General features: G+C 68.2%; 15 protein-coding genes and 2 pseudogenes. 3 read left to right on the top strand and 14 right to left on the bottom strand.

The features are described 5' to 3' along the window. A partial coding sequence (locus M1203_RS37475; RefSeq protein WP_249954341.1) for a C40 family peptidase occupies positions 1-588 on the top strand: 588 nt, incomplete at its 5' end. A 605-nt stretch (positions 589-1,193) separates the two neighbouring features. Here the strand turns inward: M1203_RS37475 and M1203_RS37480 are convergent. Beyond that, positions 1,194-1,922 (bottom strand): SDR family oxidoreductase, encoded by a 729-nt coding sequence (locus M1203_RS37480; RefSeq protein WP_249954342.1) that lies wholly within the window; start codon positions 1,920-1,922, stop codon positions 1,194-1,196. Positions 1,923-1,997: 75 nt separating this feature from the next. On the opposite strand from M1203_RS37480, the gene M1203_RS37485 reads away from it, so the two are divergent. Continuing rightward, positions 1,998-2,375, top strand: coding sequence for a MerR family DNA-binding transcriptional regulator (locus M1203_RS37485; protein WP_249954343.1), 378 nt, complete (start codon positions 1,998-2,000; stop codon positions 2,373-2,375). Between the two features lie 273 nt (positions 2,376-2,648). Here M1203_RS37485 and M1203_RS37490 read toward each other — a convergent pair whose 3' ends face one another. The 7 genes and pseudogenes from M1203_RS37490 to M1203_RS37520 all read right to left on the bottom strand — a co-directional run bounded on the left by M1203_RS37490 (position 2,649) and on the right by M1203_RS37520 (position 8,652). Beyond that, positions 2,649-3,125: a DUF6174 domain-containing protein gene (locus M1203_RS37490; protein WP_249954344.1), complete on the bottom strand. Its 477-nt coding sequence runs from the start codon at positions 3,123-3,125 to the stop codon at positions 2,649-2,651. A 606-nt stretch (positions 3,126-3,731) separates the two neighbouring features. After that, a complete protein-coding gene (locus M1203_RS37495; RefSeq protein WP_374404802.1) occupies positions 3,732-4,262 on the bottom strand; it encodes a class I SAM-dependent methyltransferase in 531 nt (176 codons plus the stop codon). After that, positions 4,250-4,453 (bottom strand): annotated as a pseudogene (locus M1203_RS39395) (class I SAM-dependent methyltransferase); the annotation flags it as partial. The gene M1203_RS37495 and the pseudogene M1203_RS39395, both read right to left, overlap by 13 nt. 44 nt (positions 4,454-4,497) lie before the next feature. Then, positions 4,498-5,010 (bottom strand): transposase, encoded by a 513-nt coding sequence (locus tag M1203_RS37505; RefSeq protein ID WP_249954347.1) that lies wholly within the window; start codon positions 5,008-5,010, stop codon positions 4,498-4,500. Between the two features lie 57 nt (positions 5,011-5,067). Continuing rightward, a complete protein-coding gene (locus tag M1203_RS37510) occupies positions 5,068-6,129 on the bottom strand; it encodes an ISL3 family transposase (protein ID WP_249954348.1) in 1,062 nt (353 codons plus the stop codon). Positions 6,130-6,351: 222 nt separating this feature from the next. Further along, positions 6,352-7,458, bottom strand: coding sequence for a hypothetical protein (locus tag M1203_RS37515; protein ID WP_249954349.1), 1,107 nt, complete (start codon positions 7,456-7,458; stop codon positions 6,352-6,354). A gap of 333 nt (positions 7,459-7,791) precedes the next feature. Further along, a complete protein-coding gene (locus M1203_RS37520; RefSeq protein ID WP_249954350.1) occupies positions 7,792-8,652 on the bottom strand; it encodes an alpha/beta fold hydrolase in 861 nt (286 codons plus the stop codon). Between M1203_RS37520 and M1203_RS37525 the strand changes: the two genes are divergently transcribed. Further along, the gene (locus M1203_RS37525) at positions 8,651-8,932 is read left to right on the top strand and encodes a hypothetical protein (protein WP_249954351.1); all 282 of its coding nucleotides are present in this window, start codon (positions 8,651-8,653) and stop codon (positions 8,930-8,932) included. The two genes, M1203_RS37520 and M1203_RS37525, sit on opposite strands and share 2 nt — an antisense overlap. A 280-nt stretch (positions 8,933-9,212) precedes the next feature. Here the strand turns inward: M1203_RS37525 and M1203_RS37530 are convergent, their stop codons facing one another. The 6 genes and pseudogenes from M1203_RS37530 to M1203_RS37550 all read right to left on the bottom strand — a co-directional run bounded on the left by M1203_RS37530 (position 9,213) and on the right by M1203_RS37550 (position 17,232). Then, positions 9,213-9,641, bottom strand: coding sequence for a DUF4240 domain-containing protein (locus M1203_RS37530; RefSeq protein WP_249954352.1), 429 nt, complete (start codon positions 9,639-9,641; stop codon positions 9,213-9,215). Positions 9,642-9,705: 64 nt separating this feature from the next. Beyond that, entirely contained in the window at positions 9,706-10,062 is a 357-nt protein-coding gene (locus M1203_RS37535; RefSeq protein ID WP_249954353.1) for a transposase, read from the bottom strand. 402 nt (positions 10,063-10,464) lie between these two features. Then, positions 10,465-13,824 (bottom strand): tetratricopeptide repeat protein, encoded by a 3,360-nt coding sequence (locus M1203_RS39140; protein WP_249954354.1) that lies wholly within the window; start codon positions 13,822-13,824, stop codon positions 10,465-10,467. Further along, on the bottom strand, positions 13,821-14,288 hold the full coding sequence (locus M1203_RS37545; RefSeq protein WP_249954355.1) for a hypothetical protein: 468 nt from the start codon (positions 14,286-14,288) through the stop codon (positions 13,821-13,823). Before M1203_RS37545 ends, M1203_RS39140 begins: the two co-directional genes overlap by 4 nt. A gap of 1,005 nt (positions 14,289-15,293) precedes the next feature. Next, positions 15,294-15,473, bottom strand: a pseudogene (locus tag M1203_RS39400) (hypothetical protein); the annotation flags it as partial. A 64-nt stretch (positions 15,474-15,537) separates the two neighbouring features. Next, on the bottom strand, positions 15,538-17,232 hold the full coding sequence (locus tag M1203_RS37550; RefSeq protein ID WP_249954356.1) for a lamin tail domain-containing protein: 1,695 nt from the start codon (positions 17,230-17,232) through the stop codon (positions 15,538-15,540). Between the last annotated feature and the right edge of the window lie 102 nt (positions 17,233-17,334).

Consider the following 17,334-nt stretch of genomic DNA (forward strand, 5'->3'; position numbering starts at 1 on the left):
GCCCTCCAGGAGCTGAACGATCTGGGCACCTCGACACTCATCTACGCGGACGACACCCTGCGCGTCCCCGGCACCCCGCCCTCCGCGCAAGGGCAACTGGACCTGCCGGAGACGGAACTCCCGGACGCCGATCCGCCCAAGTCGGATCCGCCGAAGTCCGACCCGTCCAAGTCCGACCCGCCGAAGAAGAAGGCACCCGACAAGGCGCCCAAGAAGGCACCGAAGACGGCACCCACGTCGGGGGCGAAAGCGGTCGTCGCCTTCGCGCGGGACCAGCTCGGCAAGCCCTACGTCTGGGGCGGTACCGGCCCGCGCGGTTACGACTGCTCAGGTCTGGTGATGCGGGCCTGGGAGAAAGCCGGGGTGAAGCTCCCCCGCACCACGTGGGGCCAGGTGAAGGCCGGCAAAGCCACCACCCGCGACGGACTGGTACCCGGCGACCTGATCATCAGCAACAACGGCGGACACGTCCAGCTCTACATCGGCGACGGCAAGGTCATCCACGCCCCCGGCACCGGCCGCACCGTCACCACCGCACAACTCCCCGCCCCGTCCACCGTCGTCAGCTACCGCCACATCACACCGTGACCGGAACCGAAGCCACCACGCGGAATCGCGTGGCGCCAGGGCGGCCCTCATCCCTACTCNGCAACTCCCCGCCCCGTCCTCCGTCGTCAGCTACCGCCACATCACACCGTGACAGCAGCGGACCTTCACGGCGTGAACCCTCCTCGCTCGTTCCCCCGTATCCGTATCCAGCTCGCGCACAGGAGGCTGCGTGTGCACCTGGGCCAAAGCGTCGCACCGGAGCGGGACAGCCCGCACGAACCGGTGCTCGGCATCTCGGTCCCGGTGGACCAGGACACCCTGATCAAACGCTGGTACGTGCACCGCATTCGCCTGGACAGCGAAGGCACCAGCCGACGCGTCCGCATCGGGACCGAGGCCTTCGCGCGGCCGACCGAATGGTTCTTCCTGGAGGAGTGCGACGTTACTCCGCATCCCCGAACGGCCAACGCGACCATCGCCTGCGCTGGTCCCTATGGCGTCGCCGACACCGGGCCCGCGCCCGCGACTGCCACTACCGCCGACGCGAGACCACAACATGAAGATCCACAACTGCGGATGGAGTACGAGCTAGTTGACCGACCTCAGAAGCAACCGACCGAAGCCAGCGTGGCCCGAGGGACCCCTCAGGCCGCCGTGAGCGCCGCCAGGGCGCGGTCCATCGCGGCGTTGAACTCTTCCGGCGTCAGCGGCAGCCGGGACTTCACGTCCCGACTCCACTGGTCGGCGAGGACCTCGGCGGAGCCCGCCTCGACACCGTCGAGCGCCGCGTCGGCCAGGTCCAACGGCGCGATCTTGTCCACGGGCCAGCCCGCGGCCATGTCGGTGTCGGCCAGACCGAGATGCACCCCCGTCACGAGCGTGCCCTGCCCGGCGAGCTCCAGGCGGACGCCGTTGGTCATCGCCCAGGCGGCGGCCTTGGTCAGGTGGTAAGCGCCTGCGCCCTTGCCCCCGAACCACGACATGGCGGAGAGGACGTTGACGATCGCGCCCCCGCCGTTCCCGGCGAGCGCCGGCGCGAACTCCCGGATCATTCCCAGGTGGCCGAACACGTTGGTCTCCATCTCGTGCCGCACCGCGTCCAGCGAACCGGTCACCAGGTCGGTCCCCGTTTGGATCCCCGCGTTGTTGACGAGCAGCGAGACGTCCGGGGCGGCCTCGGCGGCAGCCCTCACGGATGCGGGATCGGCGATATCGAGGGGCAGCACCACAACCCCGGGCAGGTCCACGGACTCCGGCCGGCGGGCCGGCGCGTAGACCTTGCGGGCGCCCCGTTCGAGCAGGCGCTGGGCGAAGGCGCGGCCCAGGCCGCGATTGGCTCCGGTGACAAGGGCAACTGAGTTGTTGACATCCATGACCGGTACGCTAAAACCTGACGTCAATGTCAAAGGCAAGTGCTGGTCGTCAGGACCGGGGTGAGGGGCATCACCATGACCGTCACGGAGACCGCGGCCGATCGGCTCGTCCGCATCGGCGAGGTGGCGCGGGCCGCCGGTGTCTCGGCACGCGCCGTGCGCTACTACGAGCAGCAAGGACTGCTCATCGCCGAGCGCAGCCCATCCGGCCAGCGCCTCTACCGGCAGGACGCCATCCCCCTGGTGCGCTTCTTCCAGCAGATGTTCGCCGCCGGCCTGACCAGCCGAAGGATCGCGGAACTCCTTCCGTGCTGGGACTCCGGGCACACCGACACCGAGCAACGAGCCATGCTGCGCGCCGAGCGCGACCGCATCCAGGCCAAGGTCGACGATTTGCAGGCCGCCCTGGACCGCCTCGACGAAGTCATCGCGATCACGGACACGCACCCATAGGCACGGTCGGGCGGACGGACGCACCAGCGATCTACGGCCGGAGTAGTAGACGCCCGGCCAGCTCGTCGGGCAGGTCGTATTTCCGGGCCACTGACGCGACGACGAGTGAATGCTCCAGCTCCGCGTCCTTCGCCTCCACCTCGGCGAGGGCGGCCTCGACGCCCCCGGAAGCAGCCCAGAGAATCGCCAGAAGATCCTTTTCAATCCAAGGCGGTGGATTCAGGCTCAGGCGAGATGCTGACGAAACTCATCGGTGAGCACCGGAATCATCTGTCAGCTGTAGGAGCGGTATTCGGTGATCACGTAGTCCGCCTCATCGTCGATCGCGCGCTTGTCCCAGTCGAGCCGGATCTCGGTCGGGTGCCCGTCAGGTGCGTACTGCGCGTGCGCGACGGCCGCGTCGTCTGCGCGGGCTGTGTCGAGTTCATCGAGGAGCTCGCCCATGGTCAGGACGCTCTCGAGGTTGTGTGCCACGGTGAGCTTGGCCTGGGCGTCCAGGCCGACCGCCTCGGTCACCTTGCCGTTCTTCACGGTGATCCGGTAGGCGCCGAGGAAGGAGCGCTCTCCGGACGTGGAGAGGAGCCGGTACGAGTAGTGGTCCGGTTCCTGCCACGGGGCGGCCTTCGGCGTCACGGCAGCGTCAACGCTCGCGGGCGGACCCGGCGGGGACCCGGATTCGGTGGCGGAGCCGCAGGCTGTCGTCCCGAGAGCGAGCAACGCGGCGATGAGAATCGGACGGGCTGTCAGCATGACGGCTCCTGCCGTGAGTCGGTGCCGCTTCGACGGGTTGCACCCGCTCTCGGTTCCCGGGGCGGGCGCAACCCGTGCCGACGGCATGCGATCACTCGCCCGGCGGACAGAGCCCCACCCGATCTGGGCTGACGCCGACTCCGACGACATCACCTTCGCCTACAGCCGCGCGCCGACGGCAACTTCCGCAACTGGGCCGCCCGCCTGACCGCCCATACCGCATCGCCCTGGAACGCACCGGACGGACCCGCGTTGACAGGAGGTACCGCGCTGGGCCATTCAGCCGCCTCGGCACAGGCTTCTCATGACCCCCACTCACCAAGCCAGGATCAGCGCGTCCAACCGGCCGCTGCTGCCGTCCAGCGCACGCCAAGTGCGTTCGAGCTCCGCCCGCCGTTGATCGGTGAGTTTGTCGGCCCGTTTCATGATGGTGTCGAGGACTATGCCCAGCTTTACCTCAACGACCTTCTCGCCACAGCCCTGTCGGCCTCCCGGAGCCCTGTCCGGCTCCAACTGCTCGACGGTGTGGCTTTATCCACGTTTCTCACGGTTCTGGTTCATCTTCCGTGCAGTGATCACGCTGGGTAAGCAGTTGTCGGTACACGGTCACGCTCGACGCACGTCGAAGAGCATGAAGGGCGGCAGCCCAGCGCGCTGCGGTTGGGCGGTAGCAACACTACGGTCCGGTGTCGGCTCGTCGACGGCTGCGATTTCGAAGCCGTTGCGCATCAATGCGGAGATATAGGTGGACAGCTTCCGGTGCTGGTTTCCTGCTCGACGGGCGCCGTTACGGTTGCTGGAGCGCCAGAAGCCTTCGGCGAGGTAGTCCCCGACGATTCTGCGCGTGGTTCCCTCTTCAGTCTCGGTCCATGCGGCGTGTGGTGCCTCGAAAAAGGGATGCGGGACTGTGAAGATCAGGACGCCATCCGGAGCAAGGACTCGGTGGACAGCCGCGAGTGCGGCGTCGAGGTCAGGCACGTTGTTCAGCGAGAGCCCCGCGGTCACCCAGTCCACGGAAGCTGTGGCGACCGTCGCCAGCGTGCACCCGTCGTCGACTGAGAAGACCGCACCGCTGGGCCGGCTTTTTCGGCAGTGCGGGCGTTTTTGATCATTCGAGGCGATGAGTCGATACCCCATACCGTCGCTCCGCGAGCAGCCAGAGCACGGGCGATGATGCCCTCTCCGCACCCAAGGTCGAGAACACGTTGCCCGATGAGAAGCTCAGGGAGACGGGCGAGCAAGCTGTCGCGCCCGAAGCCGTGCAGGGCAGACCCCGACTGCACGAGCTCTGCATACCAGTCCGCGATGGAGTCCCAGGATTCAGTCATCAAAGGCTGGACGCTACTCAACAACGTCTGATCGCGCCACCGACTCAGACGGCGTACGGCGTGAGACCGTCTGTCCGCCAGGCGAGGAGTACACGCTTTCGCAGGAGGTGAAACCCAGCACGGCCGAACATCTGTCTCTTGAGCATCTTGATGCGGTTGACGTGGCCTTCGACGACGCCGGAGTTCCAAGGCAGGGTGAGGCCCGCGATGACTGCGTCGCGGTCTCGGTCGATGCCGGCGGCGAGGGTGTGGAGGCTGGGCAGGTCGTCCTGCCGGACGGCATCGAGCCAGTCCGGCAGCCGCTCTCCCTGTCGGCTGGTCAGCATTACCGCGAAGGAACGGACGTGCCTGGTGAGCGCGTCGAGTTCGGGGCAGTGGCTCCGGACGGCCTTGAGTTGGAGCTGCTCGGATTCGGTGAGGGTCTCCGGGTGCCGGAGGATCCAACCGGCGACGGCACGGGGCGAGGGCGGCCGAGCGGTCACCAGTCGTGGCGAGGCGCGCTTATTCTGCAGGTAGGCGTGAACCCGCTGGTAGCTGCCCTTATAGCCGAGTGGCACGATCTCCTCCCAAAGCTTCCACGCACTATTGCAGCGCTCGTTCCAGCGGTCGTCGAGTTAAGGCTTGTAGTCATCGACGCCCGAGGATCGGTTCTGCCACTGGCCGGTGAACAGGTCCTCCGGTTTCGCGGCGTCGGCGAATTTTCTGACGGTGTGCCGACTCATCCCGAGCTGCCGCTGGACCGAGCGCATGCTGTGTCCCGCCTCCAGCAGAGCATGGACGGCTGCATGCCGGGCCCGAGTCCGATCGGCAAAGCGGTGGCCCGTCGGCCAAGGCGACACGGACGGGTCTGAGGGCGGAACGTTCTCGGCTTCGGCGTGAGACGCCGCAGGCGTCAGGACGCGCAGACAGCGGCGGTGCTGGGCGACACTCTGCTCAGCGGCCTCGCTCAAGTTGTTCCACAGGTGCCACCGATCCGCGACCTGCACCGCCTGCGGCGCTCCAGCAGCGGCGCCTTCAGCGAAGAACGGCGCGCGGCCCCGGCATACGACCTCGACACCGGGCCGCTGTGCGAGCCAGGCGGCCAGAGTGGAAGCCTCACGATCCGGGAGCAGGTCGATCGGTCGGCGGGTTTCAACGCCCACCAGCACGGTTCCGTAGTGGCGGCCCTTGCGGGTGGCGTACTCGTCGACGCCGACCACCCGCGGCTCCGGCACCACCGGCTCGGGCAAGGCGTCGACCAGGCGTAAGACCGCGCACCGACTAACGGACAAGCCGAGGACGGCAGCCAGTCGAGCGCCAGCCCGTCCGGCCAGGGCAAGACCAACTGCGGCCAGAGCGGAGCGCAGCCGCTCGGTGCGCTGGCCGTACCTGCGGGTCAGGCCGGATATCTGTTTCACGAAGGTTCGGCGGTGGCACAGCGTGTTGCGGCATCGGAACCGCCGAACCCGTAACTGGAGCACGACACTTCGGCCAGCGCTCGGCGCGTCAGCAGGAAACCGCAGGTAGGAGCTATGCACCCGGGTCGACCAAGCCCCGCATCCCGGGCAGGCGGCGCCGATCTTCGTGCACTGCGCTTCAACACGCACTATCTCGATGTTCACGTCTACCGACAGCACCGAGATGTCCGTGATCGACGGGAACAACAGTGCCTTCAACCGGAGTGCAACATCTTCCACGACCCGGACTTTCAGCCCAACCGCTGCGCCGACGGCCGATTTTCGGGCGACTTCCGAAGCTGCCCCGAGACGCCCAGCCATCACTCACAGTGGCCGCTGCACGGAAGTCTGCCAGAACCCGAGAACGGGCAGCGAATGTTCACCACTTTGGGTGGCACCACTGCCCGGTGCTGTTCGATTGCGGCAGTTCCGGAGAGTGAACACCAGCGCCCCTCCCAGCCGCTAGAAGAGGCCAGCGCGCATGTGGTGCGTGAGGTTCTCGAGGATCTCGCGCAGCCACGGGCTGCGGACGGCCGGCAACCGGACCAGCGTGTGCTGGAAGGTTCCTGGGTCGGCCCGGAACAGGCGATTGGGGCGCGGCGTGGGTGGGTCGTCGCGGAGTACGCCGTCGGGCATCGCTCCCGACGCGGGGAGGTGTAGGTGTGGCTCGGCGAAGGCCATCCACATCCACACCCCGAACGGCAGCGGCACCGGGTGTGCTGATGCGTTCGGGCCGGCCGGACTCCAGGGTTCCCCCGTCTGCGGGTGGGTCGGTACGAGGATTATGTCGGCGTCCGTGTCGGGGGCGGACAGTCCCGGGCCGGCCAAGACGGCGCGCCGGGCCGGCTGGACCGCGGGCAGCATTGCGTCGAGGGCGCGTTGGAACATTTCCGCGATCAGGCCGTGCGGGACAGTCACAGGTCGGCCACCCGAAGCTGCCAGCAGGTGGGCCAGGGCCCGGCCGGCTGCCGCTTCCCACTGCGGGCTCCATGACCACCAGTGGTCCAGCCCGAGCAGCGAGCCCCATCTGGTGATCGGCTCGATCGGGGGCGTGTGTTTCCCTTCCTCCAACAGTTCCGCCCAGGAGAGCACTGCGGTGTCGCTGTTCTTCGCGGGGAGGCGGTGCACGGCATCCGGCGCGAGCCAGACCGCCTGCCAGAGTGAGCAGTCGTCGATCCGGCTCGCCACGGGTAGGCCGCACGCCTCGCAGGCCATGTTGGGGCCGTCACCCCAGTCGAGGCCACAGCAGTAGCCGCCGCCTTCCCCCGGGACGAGCACGGTGCCGCGGGTATCCCCAGGTGCGATGACAATGCTGCCGGGTGCACCGTCGGACAAGGCATGGACCGGAGCGTGGATGCCGCGTGCCGCCGCCTCGTCCGGGTCGATCTCCTCCCACCTCCGCCACGGCGCCCCCCAGGGTTCCGGTTCGACGGCGAATGTGCCCGACTCCATCAGCACTGGGAGCTGAATCCCGTTCCCGAACTTCTGATGGGCGTGGGCCGGCAGCTCGACCGGGGACAGCGGGATAGTCAGCCTGGCGCCACAGCCAGCACACACGAAAACAAACAAGTGTCCTCCGCGAGAGAAACAGAGGCATCCTCGCAGCTCCGCGGCGAACCAGCCAACGTGTTTTTGGTCCGCTGCGCGAGACCGTGCACCGCCACGGTATGTCGCACACCCGAGACGGCAGCGCGGCCTGGCATGTTGGGGCGCGGGAGGCCGAGATCACGGCGTTCCGGCACCAGGTTACTCAGCTCGTGCTCGCGGACGCCGTCCTCACCCGCCACGGACAGAACCTAGAGGGGGAACTCCGAGGATGCACCGGACAACGTCGTCCGCCTGGATCCGAAGGAAGGATGACCGCCGGACGCCCTTGCCGTCCGTAGGGTCAGGGACGCCTTGTTACCCGTAGTCCTTGCCCAGGAACTTGATGACGGTCTGCACGAAGTCGTCCGGACTGTCCACCCACGGGTTGTGCGCGGCACCCGCCTGGACGATGTGCTCGCCGCGCGGGAAGATCCCAGCCACCTCGGCGGCGGAGTCCGGACGCGGGGACCCGTCCAGCTCGCCGGAGATGACCAGGACGGGCACATCCAGTTCAGCCAGAACGGCGCGCGCGGCGTCTGCGCCGTCGAAGGCGCCCGGGGCCAGGTAGGCGTTCGCGGCCTCCACGTCGAACCACTCCTCGCACGCTGCGGCGTGCGCCTGCGCGGCGGCGTCCCAACGACCGTAGGACAGGCGGTCAAGCAGCGCGAAGTCCGCGTCGCTCGCCTCCCCGGACACCGCCCGCTCGAAAGCCGGTCGGACCTCTTCGTACCAAGGCTCGTCACGGCGCAGCTCCAGTGCCTCGCGCCGCCGCTCGGCAGGGAAGTCGATCCCGGCAGTGCGCGCACGCGCGCAGACCAGTACGAGCGAGTGAACCCGTCCCGGGTAGCGAGCCGCGTAGGCCAGTACGAGGTCACCAGCGGCCGAGTGGCCAAGAAGATCCAACTGCTCCAGGCCGAGGGCGACACGAAGCGCCTCGATGTCCTCGGCCTGACGGTCCACCCGGAAGCCCGCGAGATCGGCGGGCCTGGCCGAGTCCCCCGTGCCGCGCAGGTCCAGCAGCACCAGCTCTCGCTGCGCGGCCAGCCCACCGAGGTCGCCGAAGTAGGCGGAGCGCATCATCGGCCCGCCGGGGATGCAGACGAGTGGTCGGTCACCCCCCGAGCCTTTTCGGTGATAGGCGAGGCGGGTCCCGTCGGGCACGTCGAAGGTCAGCATGAGCGGGATGATTGCAGGTGGCGCGGTAACCCGCCACGGGATAGGCGACCTGGTGCACGAGTTCGGCAAGCCCTTCGAAAGGGCTCCCACTCCTGAACGCGACCGGCTGAAGCAGCTCCGCGTGCGCCTGGTAGACGTTGGTCCCGGTGTCCTCGGAAATCCCGAGGTCCTCCTTGTCGCGCTGGATGGCGCGTTTCAACTCGTCGTGCCACACACCGTTCTCGCCATAGAGGCCCCACCCATACAGATCCTGCGAGGAAAGCCAGCTTCTCGACGATAGGCACCACTGACAATCCGGTATGGGCAGGATGAAGCCCGGCTCGGGCGGGCCGAGTCGTCCGTTCGCTGACCCTCCCCGCCGTTTTCGCGCGGTACGGCCCAACGGCCGCTGGTCTGGCCGGAACACGGCCGGCACGTTCGTCGGCGAGACGCTTGAGTGCGCGGGCCTGGCTGACGTCGACCGGGGAGACTGGCTTCGTTGATGTCCCAGAGGATCAGGCACAAATTCCGTGAGGAGGATCAACGGGTTCGACTTCGTCGCCAGACGTGAGCGATGGCGTTCAGTCAGCCCATCCCGCGGTGTTCGAGTACGACTCATAGGAGTAGCGGGTGTTGCGGTCCCATTTCTCGCCGGTGATGCGTTCGTATGCATGGTCCGGTGCGTAGAGCAGGCTCTCGGCCCAGATGTGGTCGGTGGCGTACGGGACAAAGTCCGCAGGATCTCGGATGACGCTCTCGAACGCTGCGCGGCCGGCGGCGACGACCGCGCACCGTGTGTAGAGGAAGGCGTCGCCGGACAGTCCCTCTCCGTGTTCCCTGCGGTCCAGACGGTAGAGCGTCCATGACAGCTGTTCGGCGAAGCCGGTGACGACAGACAGCGGGGACTGGGCGAGCCGGTCGCTCAGTTCAGCTGCAAGCCGTTCGGCGTCAGGGTCCGGTCCCGTGGGCCTGCATTCTTCGATGAGCTGCCAGAAGGCGTCTTCGTTCATGCCGGTGAGCATGACGCACCGGTCTGACACTGCGGCTGCGGTGTCCCCTTGTTTCCTGCTGCCGTCAGGAGGACACGCTGCGGAGCAGGGGGAGCTTGGCTCTTCCGAACATCTGGCGTTTGATCATCTTGATGTGGTTGGCACGGCCTTCCACCGGACCGGAGTTCCAGCAGGTGGTCAGGCCCTGAACCACAGCGTCCAAGTCCTTCTCCAGACCATGGGTGAACGTGTGCAGGCCGGGCAGGTTCTCGGTGCGGGTGGCGGTGATCCAGTCTTTGAGGTGCTGGCCGGAGCGTGTGGTGGGGATCCCGGCGAAGGTGCGGACATGCCCATGTAGGACGGTGAGTTCCGGGCACTTGGCGAGGACTGCGGTGAACTGGTGCCGTTCTTTGTCGCCAAGGTGCTCGGGGTGCCGCATCATCCAGCCGGTGACCTGACGGACGCCCGGAGGTGCTGGAGCGACAACGCGGATCCGTAGCCGCCGCGGTCGCGGATAGTCGCTGATCGTCTGGCAGCCGCCCCGGTAGCCGAGGTCCTGGAGTTCGGTGTGCTGATCCCTATCTGGAGTGGGAGTTGTTCGTTTTGTTCATACCGCGTGCTGTGGTGGGACGGCCGCGTGTGTCGGACCGGCAGATGTACCGTCAAGGCAACATCGTTGAGTGCTGTTTCAACCGATTCAAAGGCTTCGGTGGGGTCGCCGTCAGATACGGCAGGACGGCTACCTCATAGGAGGCAGCGGTCATATTCGCGTTGCTGTTGCTGTTGCTGTTGCTGTGGGGAAGGTCTGTTTGAGGGCGGACTTTGGATCGCGGGAGCGGGTCTGTTACCGGTGAGGGGGCTGGTGGTTGAGGGCCGCTGCCTCCCGGGATGCCTTTCTGGCTTCGGCCTGGCGCCCGAGTTGTTCGAGTGCGTGGCTGAGGATGGTCAGTGTGGCGGCGAGGTCGGGTTCGTGGGCGCCTGGGTGGTGTGCGGTGAGTGGGCGTAGGAGTTCTGCCGATTCTCCAGTGGCGTTCACCGCGTCGTCCCATTGTCCTGCGATTGCCAGGTGGCTGCCGAGGTTGCGTAGGTAGGTGGCGAGGTCGGGGGCGGTGGCGGGGTTGGTCTCGGTCAGCCGGCGCTGGGCGGATACGGCCAGTGTGAACGCCTCCAATGCTTCGGCCCACTGCTGTGTTTCGGCGAGGTGGAGACCGAGGCCGGTCAGCAGGTGGGCGAGGAGTCCTTCGTGGCCGGCGAGGGGTGTCTGGGGCTGTTGGAGGTAGAGCGCTATCGGTTGTGCGGCCGCCTGCGCAGCCTCCGCCCACCGGCCCTGCCGGCCGAGGGAGACAGCGAGGTTCGTCAGTGCTTTCGCCAGGTCGAGTTCATGCGGGGTGGGGTTTGCCTCGGTCAGTGGGCGGAGAATGGCCACGGCCTGCTCGGCGGCCCTCTCCGCATCCGCCCATTGTTCCCACATGATGAAGAGGAGGCCGAGGTCGTGCAGCGAGCGGCCGAGCCTCGGTTCGTAGGCGGGGGCGTCGTTGTGGGCCAGCCGGCGGAGAAGGGCCACTGACTGGCCCATGGCCGTCACCGACTCGTTTCTCCGTCCCAGCATCATCAGGCTCTGACCGAGGGTGTTGAGCGAGTCCGCCAGGCGGGGTTCGTACGCCGCCGGGTTCATGTCGCACAGGCGGCGGTGGATGGCCACCGCCTCCTCCGCGGCCTCCAGGGCCTCGGGCGCGCGCCCTGCCTTTAACCGCCACTGGGCCAGGTTGGAGAGCGAGATGGCAAGGTCGGGTTCGTGGGCGGCGGGGTTCGCTCGGGCCAGTTGACGCCGGATGGCGACAGCCTCTTCGCCTGCCTCCATCGCTTCCGTGAGCCGTCCTGTCCCGGCCAGGTCGGCACCGGCGCTGCTCAGCGCGTTGGCGAGGCCGGGTTCGTGGGCAGAGGGGTTCACCTCGGCCAGTCGGCGGTAGAGGGCGACCGCCTGCCCGGTCGCTTCCAAGGCCGCCTCCCGACGGCCCATCGAGGCAAGGCTGTTGCCAAGGTTGGTCAGCGAGTCCGCCAGGTCGTGCGTGTGGGTAGAGGGGCTGGCCTCGGCGAGTCGCTGCCGGGCAGCCACTGCCTGCTCGATTGCCGACAGAGCTTCGGCGGACCGTCCGGCGTCCAGCAGGTGGTTGGCGTGGTTGTGCAGGAATTGCGCATGCGATGCCTCCCTTCCGGTGGCGGCTTCGTCGAGCTGCTCCAGGATCGCGGCCTGCTGGGATGCCGCGAGGCCCTCGGATCTTCGGCCCACTGCCGCCAGCCAGAGACCGAGGTTGGTCAGCGAGGCAGCGAGGAGTTGTCGGTCGGTGGGGGCGGAGCCGGTGTGGAGGTCTGTCTCGGCCAGTCGCCGGAAGACGGCTACTGCCTGTTCGGTCACCGCCAGTGCCTCTTCCGCTCTTCCCGAGACCCCCAGAGAAGCCCCGAGGAAGTACAGCGAGACCCCGAGGTCACGCGAGTGGGCCCCGGCGTTCCCGGCGCCTAATCGGCGATAGATCGCCACGGCGTACTCCTGCTCGTTCACGGCTTGCTCATGGAGTCCGGCGTTGGAGTAGCGGAGAGCGAGATGCATGGAAATGTTCGCGTGCACGGCCGGGTCGTCGCTGAGGGAGTACCAGTGCTCGGCAAGGCGGACCGTGAACGCGGCGATGCCGGGGTCCAGCTCCGCGTGGCGTTCGGGGTAGGGAAAGAGCGACCCGATGGTGTCCAGGAGCGCGGGGTCGATGTCGTCCAGGGCGGCGAGGGCGGTCAGGGCGGCGCTGCCTGCCTCGATGGCGAGCCGGGGGGCGGCACGAAGGAGGGGGTAGAGGTGGCGGGGGCCGAGGTGGGGCCACCGTTGGGCGGCGCTGGCGAGGAACGTGATCGCTCGTGGCGTCCAGGTGGGTGCAGATCGGCCGGCGCCCTGCCGGCTGAGCAGAGAGGTGGTGGTGGGGGCCGCCCAGGACTGGGCGGGGTAGTCGGCCTGATGGCCGGGGAGGGTGAGGGCGAGGAAGTCCTCGGCGAGACGGTCGGGGTAGAGCGGTTCCAGGACGGTGTCGCGGCTGGGGTCCGCTGGCGGATAGCAGACGGCATGGTCGGCGAGGACCCTCTCCGGGGCGGGCCGGGGGTGCAGGGCGCCAAGGACAGCGGTGCCCGCGGAGGGTTCCAGGCTGCCGGTGAGGGCAGCGGTGAACACGGTCCGGTTCATCACCTGCGGCGGGGTGGAGTAGGTGCGCTCGGCGGGGTGGAGTTCGTGGCCGGCGTCGCCGTACAGGCGGGCCCAGTGCAGGTGTTCGCGGTCCAGGAGGTAGATGGTCAGGCCGACCATGTCGGAGGGGGTGCGACAGCCGGTGGCGTGGGCGTCGACGGCGACTAGGGCGGCGATGTGCACGGCCAGGGTGAGCCCGAAATCCGGGTGCCCGAGCGGGCCGGGCGCCGCGATGCCGACCGGGGCGGTCAGGCTGTAGCGTGCGGCGAAGCTGGCGCAGGCGGCGTGGAACATTTCTGCGCGCGGGCCGGCCTCCCGGGAGGGCAGGGGTTCCAGGAACTGGGCAGAGGCTCCCGCCTGGTGGTTGGCCAGCCCGGCGCGGACCGCCGGCCAGGCGTCGAGGGTCCGCGCCAGCAGCAGGATGCGGGTTCTCACGTCGGCCCGGTGGAGCAGGGCGTTGCTGAGCAGCCAGGTCAGGTGGGTCAGGGGCCAGCGGTCGGCGTAGTCGACGACCAGCAGCAGGCCGCGGGCGCCGTCCAGGCGCAGGTCCTGGCTGCCGGGTGGGGGCAGGACAGTTCCGGGTCCGTGGGTGGCGGTGACGACCTTCCAGCCGACGGCGCCGCACTGGGCGGCGAACTGGTCGGCCAGCCGGGTCTTGCCCTGCCCGCCCGGGCCGTGCAGCCAGCGGGCGCTCAGCCGCGGCCCGTTGTCGCGCCAGTGGCACAGGTCGGTGAGTTCGCTCTCGCGGCCGGTGAAGCCGACCACCGCGTAGCGGGCGTTGAGCATGCGGCTGGGCAACTCCTGCAACCACTGCGGGTCGGTCTGCGGTGGTGGGCGCCAGTTCTCCAGTACGTAAAGCGGGATGCCGTCGCCGAAGACGTGGATGTCCGCGCCGATCACCCCGTAGGCGAAGCCGCCCTCCGCGCGCACTGTCTGGCGGGAGCCGGGCAGTTCGCCGGCTCCGGTGACGTTCTCACTCACGAGGTCTGCCCGGCACCCGTGCCCGGAGCGGAGGCAGGCGTGGGCGGCGTCAGCTGGCCGGCGTCGGGATGCTCGTGCACGATGACGTCGCCCTGCTGGGAGGCGAATATCCGACCGTTGTCCCGGGCGATATTGGTCTGCACCCAGTGCTGCTCCGCTCGGGGCAGTTCGGCCCGGACCTTGTCCACCAGGGCCCGCAGGTCGTCCGTGGCGTCCGGGTGCTGGCGCAGGAGCGCTTCCATCTGCAACTGCCAGACCGGAAGCAGGGCCTGCCGGGCGCGCTCGGGGTCCTCGGCCTGCGCCACCAAGGCGGCATTGCCCTCCAACTGGGCTTCGACGGCCGCCTGCTGTGTCCGGCCGCTCCGGCGGAACAGGACGGCCATACCGGTGCGGGTGGTCTGCCAGGCATCGGTGGCCATCGCCGCCACCACGGTTGTCGCTCCCGTCAGAGCCAGAGCCGTCATCGCTTCCTCTAACACCAGGTCTCCTCACGGTCAGGCGGTCAGGAATGCGGAGGGGTTCATCTCGATGATCCCCCCGGGAGAGCCGGGAGGCCATGCCCCGGCGCACCTCGCCGGAGAACGGACGTGGCTCCGGACAGCGGGGCTGGTCCCCCTGGGAGCGCAGTGGTAGGGAGGGACGACGTCTACGGCAGTTGCTGGTTGTGGTTGACGCGGAAGATGCCTTGTGCTGGGGCGTCGGCGACATCCTGAGGTGGTCGTCGCGGAAGTTGGCACGTTCGCGTTTCTTGAGCGACGACCACACGAGTTCCACCGGGTTGAGCTCCAGCGCGTAGGCGGGTAGTCGTTCCGGGGTCAGCCAGTCCTGTTGTGCGACCGGGCTCGTATCGCACGGCTCCAGTGGGCGGACAAGCCGTCCCACACCAGAGTCACGCTGACCCCGCGGTAGAACGCCTTGACCTGTTCCAGGACCTCGATGAGGGCGGTGGTGTCGTAGGCGTCGGGCTTGAGGTGGAAGCACAGGCGGGGATTGTGGTTGGGGTCGGGGGAGTGGTAGCCGGCAGGCGGTGGCTATCGGCGCGTGTTTCGAGTTCAGCCGGTGTCGCAGGAGCGGGGTGCGTCTGCGGGGTGCGAAGGTGCGGTGGGCCTGGGGCAGCGGTGCGACGCCTGGTTCGTCGGGGGACACGATTGAGGCGCGTGTGTTCACCGCGCCTTTTTGATGCGGGGCCGCTTGTGCGCGATGCAGCGGGTGATCCCGGGCTTGTCCCGTTCGGCCGCCCGTCTCTCGGGCCGCTGGAGAGTCCCGTTCAATCGGCCGGTCAGCAGACCCCGGTCCAATCGGCCGGTCAGCGGACGCCGGACCGACGCCCGTGACAGCGATACCCCCGTCATCCGCTCGACGACCGGGCCGACTCTCTCCGTGGTCCGCAAATCGGTCTCGGACCCATGTGCCTTGGCACCGCGCTCCAACATCGCCCTTGCCTTCTCCCGCACACGCCTTCACCGCGGTAGGTACGTGACGCCGGGGGGTTCGGCCCGGTCGGGAACACGCGGCCGTCCGGGGTGACGGCGGCGCCGCTGGGGAGCGGGTGGCAGCAGCGGAGCCACCCGCTCCCGAAGGCCGTCGGGAACAAGATCAGCAGGCCCTCCGGACACCCTGCTGATCGAGATCGTCGGGCGCAATACCACAGCTCAGCCCGTTCTGAGAAGATCAGTGAGCCTGTCCGGTGTGGGTGTGGGTGTGGGTCGGGGTTCAGTACGCTGTTGCGTTGGCGCGCTGGCCGGGTGAGCGGGGCAGTGAGCTGATGGTGTTGTGCTTGACCCAGCTGCCGGTCGCCGAGCCGTCAGGGTTTCGGTTGATGGACACGCCGTCGGAGTTGGCCTGGCTTGAGGTGTAGCTCATCGACTGGACCGTCGCTCCGGCCGAGTCCCGCAGGATCACCTGGTCACCGCTGTTGGACAGGTTGAGGTCGCCGGTGCTGGCTGCCACCGCGACGATGCCGCCGGGGATCGCGGAGGCCGCGCCGAACACGGTGATCGCTTTGCCGGGCTGCAGCGTCGTACCGGCCGCGAATGTGTGCCGCACGGCCGATCCGTCCCGGATGGTCCAGCCGGCGATGCTGATTGCCGTGCCGCCGGTGTTCACGATTTCGATGGCCTCGCCGGCGGTGCTGCTGCCCGGTTCGTTGGCCAGCACCTCGTTGATGATGACGTTGGCGGGTCCGCCGCCACCGCCGGCGGTGACGGTGATGTTCTGGCTCGTGGTGTGGGTGGCCCCGCCGTTGTCCGTGACGGTGAGCGAGACCGCGTAGGTTCCGGCCGATGCGTAGGTCACGGCCGGGTTCGTCGCCGTCGAGGTCTGGCCGTTGCCGAAGTTCCAGCTGCGGCTGACGATGGTGCCGTCGGAGTCGGTGCTGCCATCGGTGAAGGTGCAGTTGAGGGCGGTGCAGGTGTGCGTGTATGACGCTGTGGGCCGCTGGTTCGCGCCGCCGCCACCGCCGATGACGAAGTCGAAGCGGGCCAGGACCGGGTAGTGGTCGCTGGTTGTCGTCGTGTAGTTCGGGACGTAGGCCTGGGGCTGGAAGGCGGTCGCCGAGCCGGCGACGTACTTCGCCTGCACCTCGTTGGTGGTGAGCTGGTGGTCGATGAAGTCCGGGTAGCTTGCCGTCGACGACACGCCTGCCAGTGACAGGGCCCGTGTCGGGAAGGTGTAGCGCGCCGAGTCGTTCACGAAGTTGGCGTAGGGCGAGGCCTTCTGGGGTGTGATGGAGGTGTCGACGTCGTCGTTCCAGTCACCGATGACGAAGACGTTCTGTGTGGGGTAGGTCGTGTCGAGGTAGGACTTGAGGGCCTGCGACGCGGGGTTGCGCAGGTTCCACGCGTCCTGGGTGGAACCGGACTTCGCGTGCAGGACGATGAAGACGAGGTCGCGGGTGACACCGTCGAAGGTGCCGCGCAACGTGAACTCCACCGGCGGGCGGCCGGCGAAGTTGCTGTTCTGGCCGGTCAGGATGACCTTCGCGCTCACCAGGGTGGCCATGCTGGAGCGCCAGACGAGGGCGACCTTCTGCTCGGTGTTGCTGAAGTCCGAGTAGTACTGCGCGCCGTTCGTCACGATCGGGTCGTTGGCCACGACCCCGGTGTACCCGGGCATGCCGGCCACGAGTGTGTCGAACGCCGAGGTGCTGACGACCTCGGAGAGGCCCCATACGTCCATGTCGGCGCCCGCCATGACGTCGCGGACGTTCTGCTGCTGGAGCGCTTCGTTGGTCGGGCCGAAGTCCGGCGCACCGAACCACTCGACGTTCCAGTTGCCGACGTCGAGCTGTGTCGGCGATCCCTGCGACGGAATCGAGGCGGCGGCATTCGCCGTGGGGGCGGCGGTGAGCGTTGCCAGCGTCACGGCGGCGGCCAGCGCCCCAACGAGCGCGCGGAGCCTGAGTTTCATCGACAAGCGACCCTTCCGAGTTGGCGTGCGGGACTGGCCCGCGACCATGCGGTTGGCGGGCTGAGGGAAGTGTCCCGGCCCGGCCCTCGGGCGTACATCGCG

Source organism: Streptomyces sp. 35G-GA-8 (assembly GCF_023534745.1).
Taxonomy (GTDB): Bacteria; Actinomycetota; Actinomycetes; order Streptomycetales; family Streptomycetaceae; genus Streptomyces.

Coding starts and splice junctions, on each gene's coding strand:
- M1203_RS37480 (WP_249954342.1), bottom strand. CDS start 1,922: ATGGATGTCAACAACTCAGTTGCCCTTGTCACCGGAGCCAATCGCGGC.
- M1203_RS37485 (WP_249954343.1), top strand. CDS start 1,998: ATGACCGTCACGGAGACCGCGGCCGATCGGCTCGTCCGCATCGGCGAG.
- M1203_RS37490 (WP_249954344.1), bottom strand. CDS start 3,125: ATGCTGACAGCCCGTCCGATTCTCATCGCCGCGTTGCTCGCTCTCGGG.
- M1203_RS37495 (WP_374404802.1), bottom strand. CDS start 4,262: ATGGGGTATCGACTCATCGCCTCGAATGATCAAAAACGCCCGCACTGC.
- M1203_RS37525 (WP_249954351.1), top strand. CDS start 8,651: ATGAGCGGGATGATTGCAGGTGGCGCGGTAACCCGCCACGGGATAGGC.
- M1203_RS37520 (WP_249954350.1), bottom strand. CDS start 8,652: ATGCTGACCTTCGACGTGCCCGACGGGACCCGCCTCGCCTATCACCGA.
- M1203_RS37530 (WP_249954352.1), bottom strand. CDS start 9,641: ATGAACGAAGACGCCTTCTGGCAGCTCATCGAAGAATGCAGGCCCACG.
- M1203_RS37535 (WP_249954353.1), bottom strand. CDS start 10,062: ATGATGCGGCACCCCGAGCACCTTGGCGACAAAGAACGGCACCAGTTC.
- M1203_RS37545 (WP_249954355.1), bottom strand. CDS start 14,288: ATGACGGCTCTGGCTCTGACGGGAGCGACAACCGTGGTGGCGGCGATG.
- M1203_RS37550 (WP_249954356.1), bottom strand. CDS start 17,232: ATGAAACTCAGGCTCCGCGCGCTCGTTGGGGCGCTGGCCGCCGCCGTG.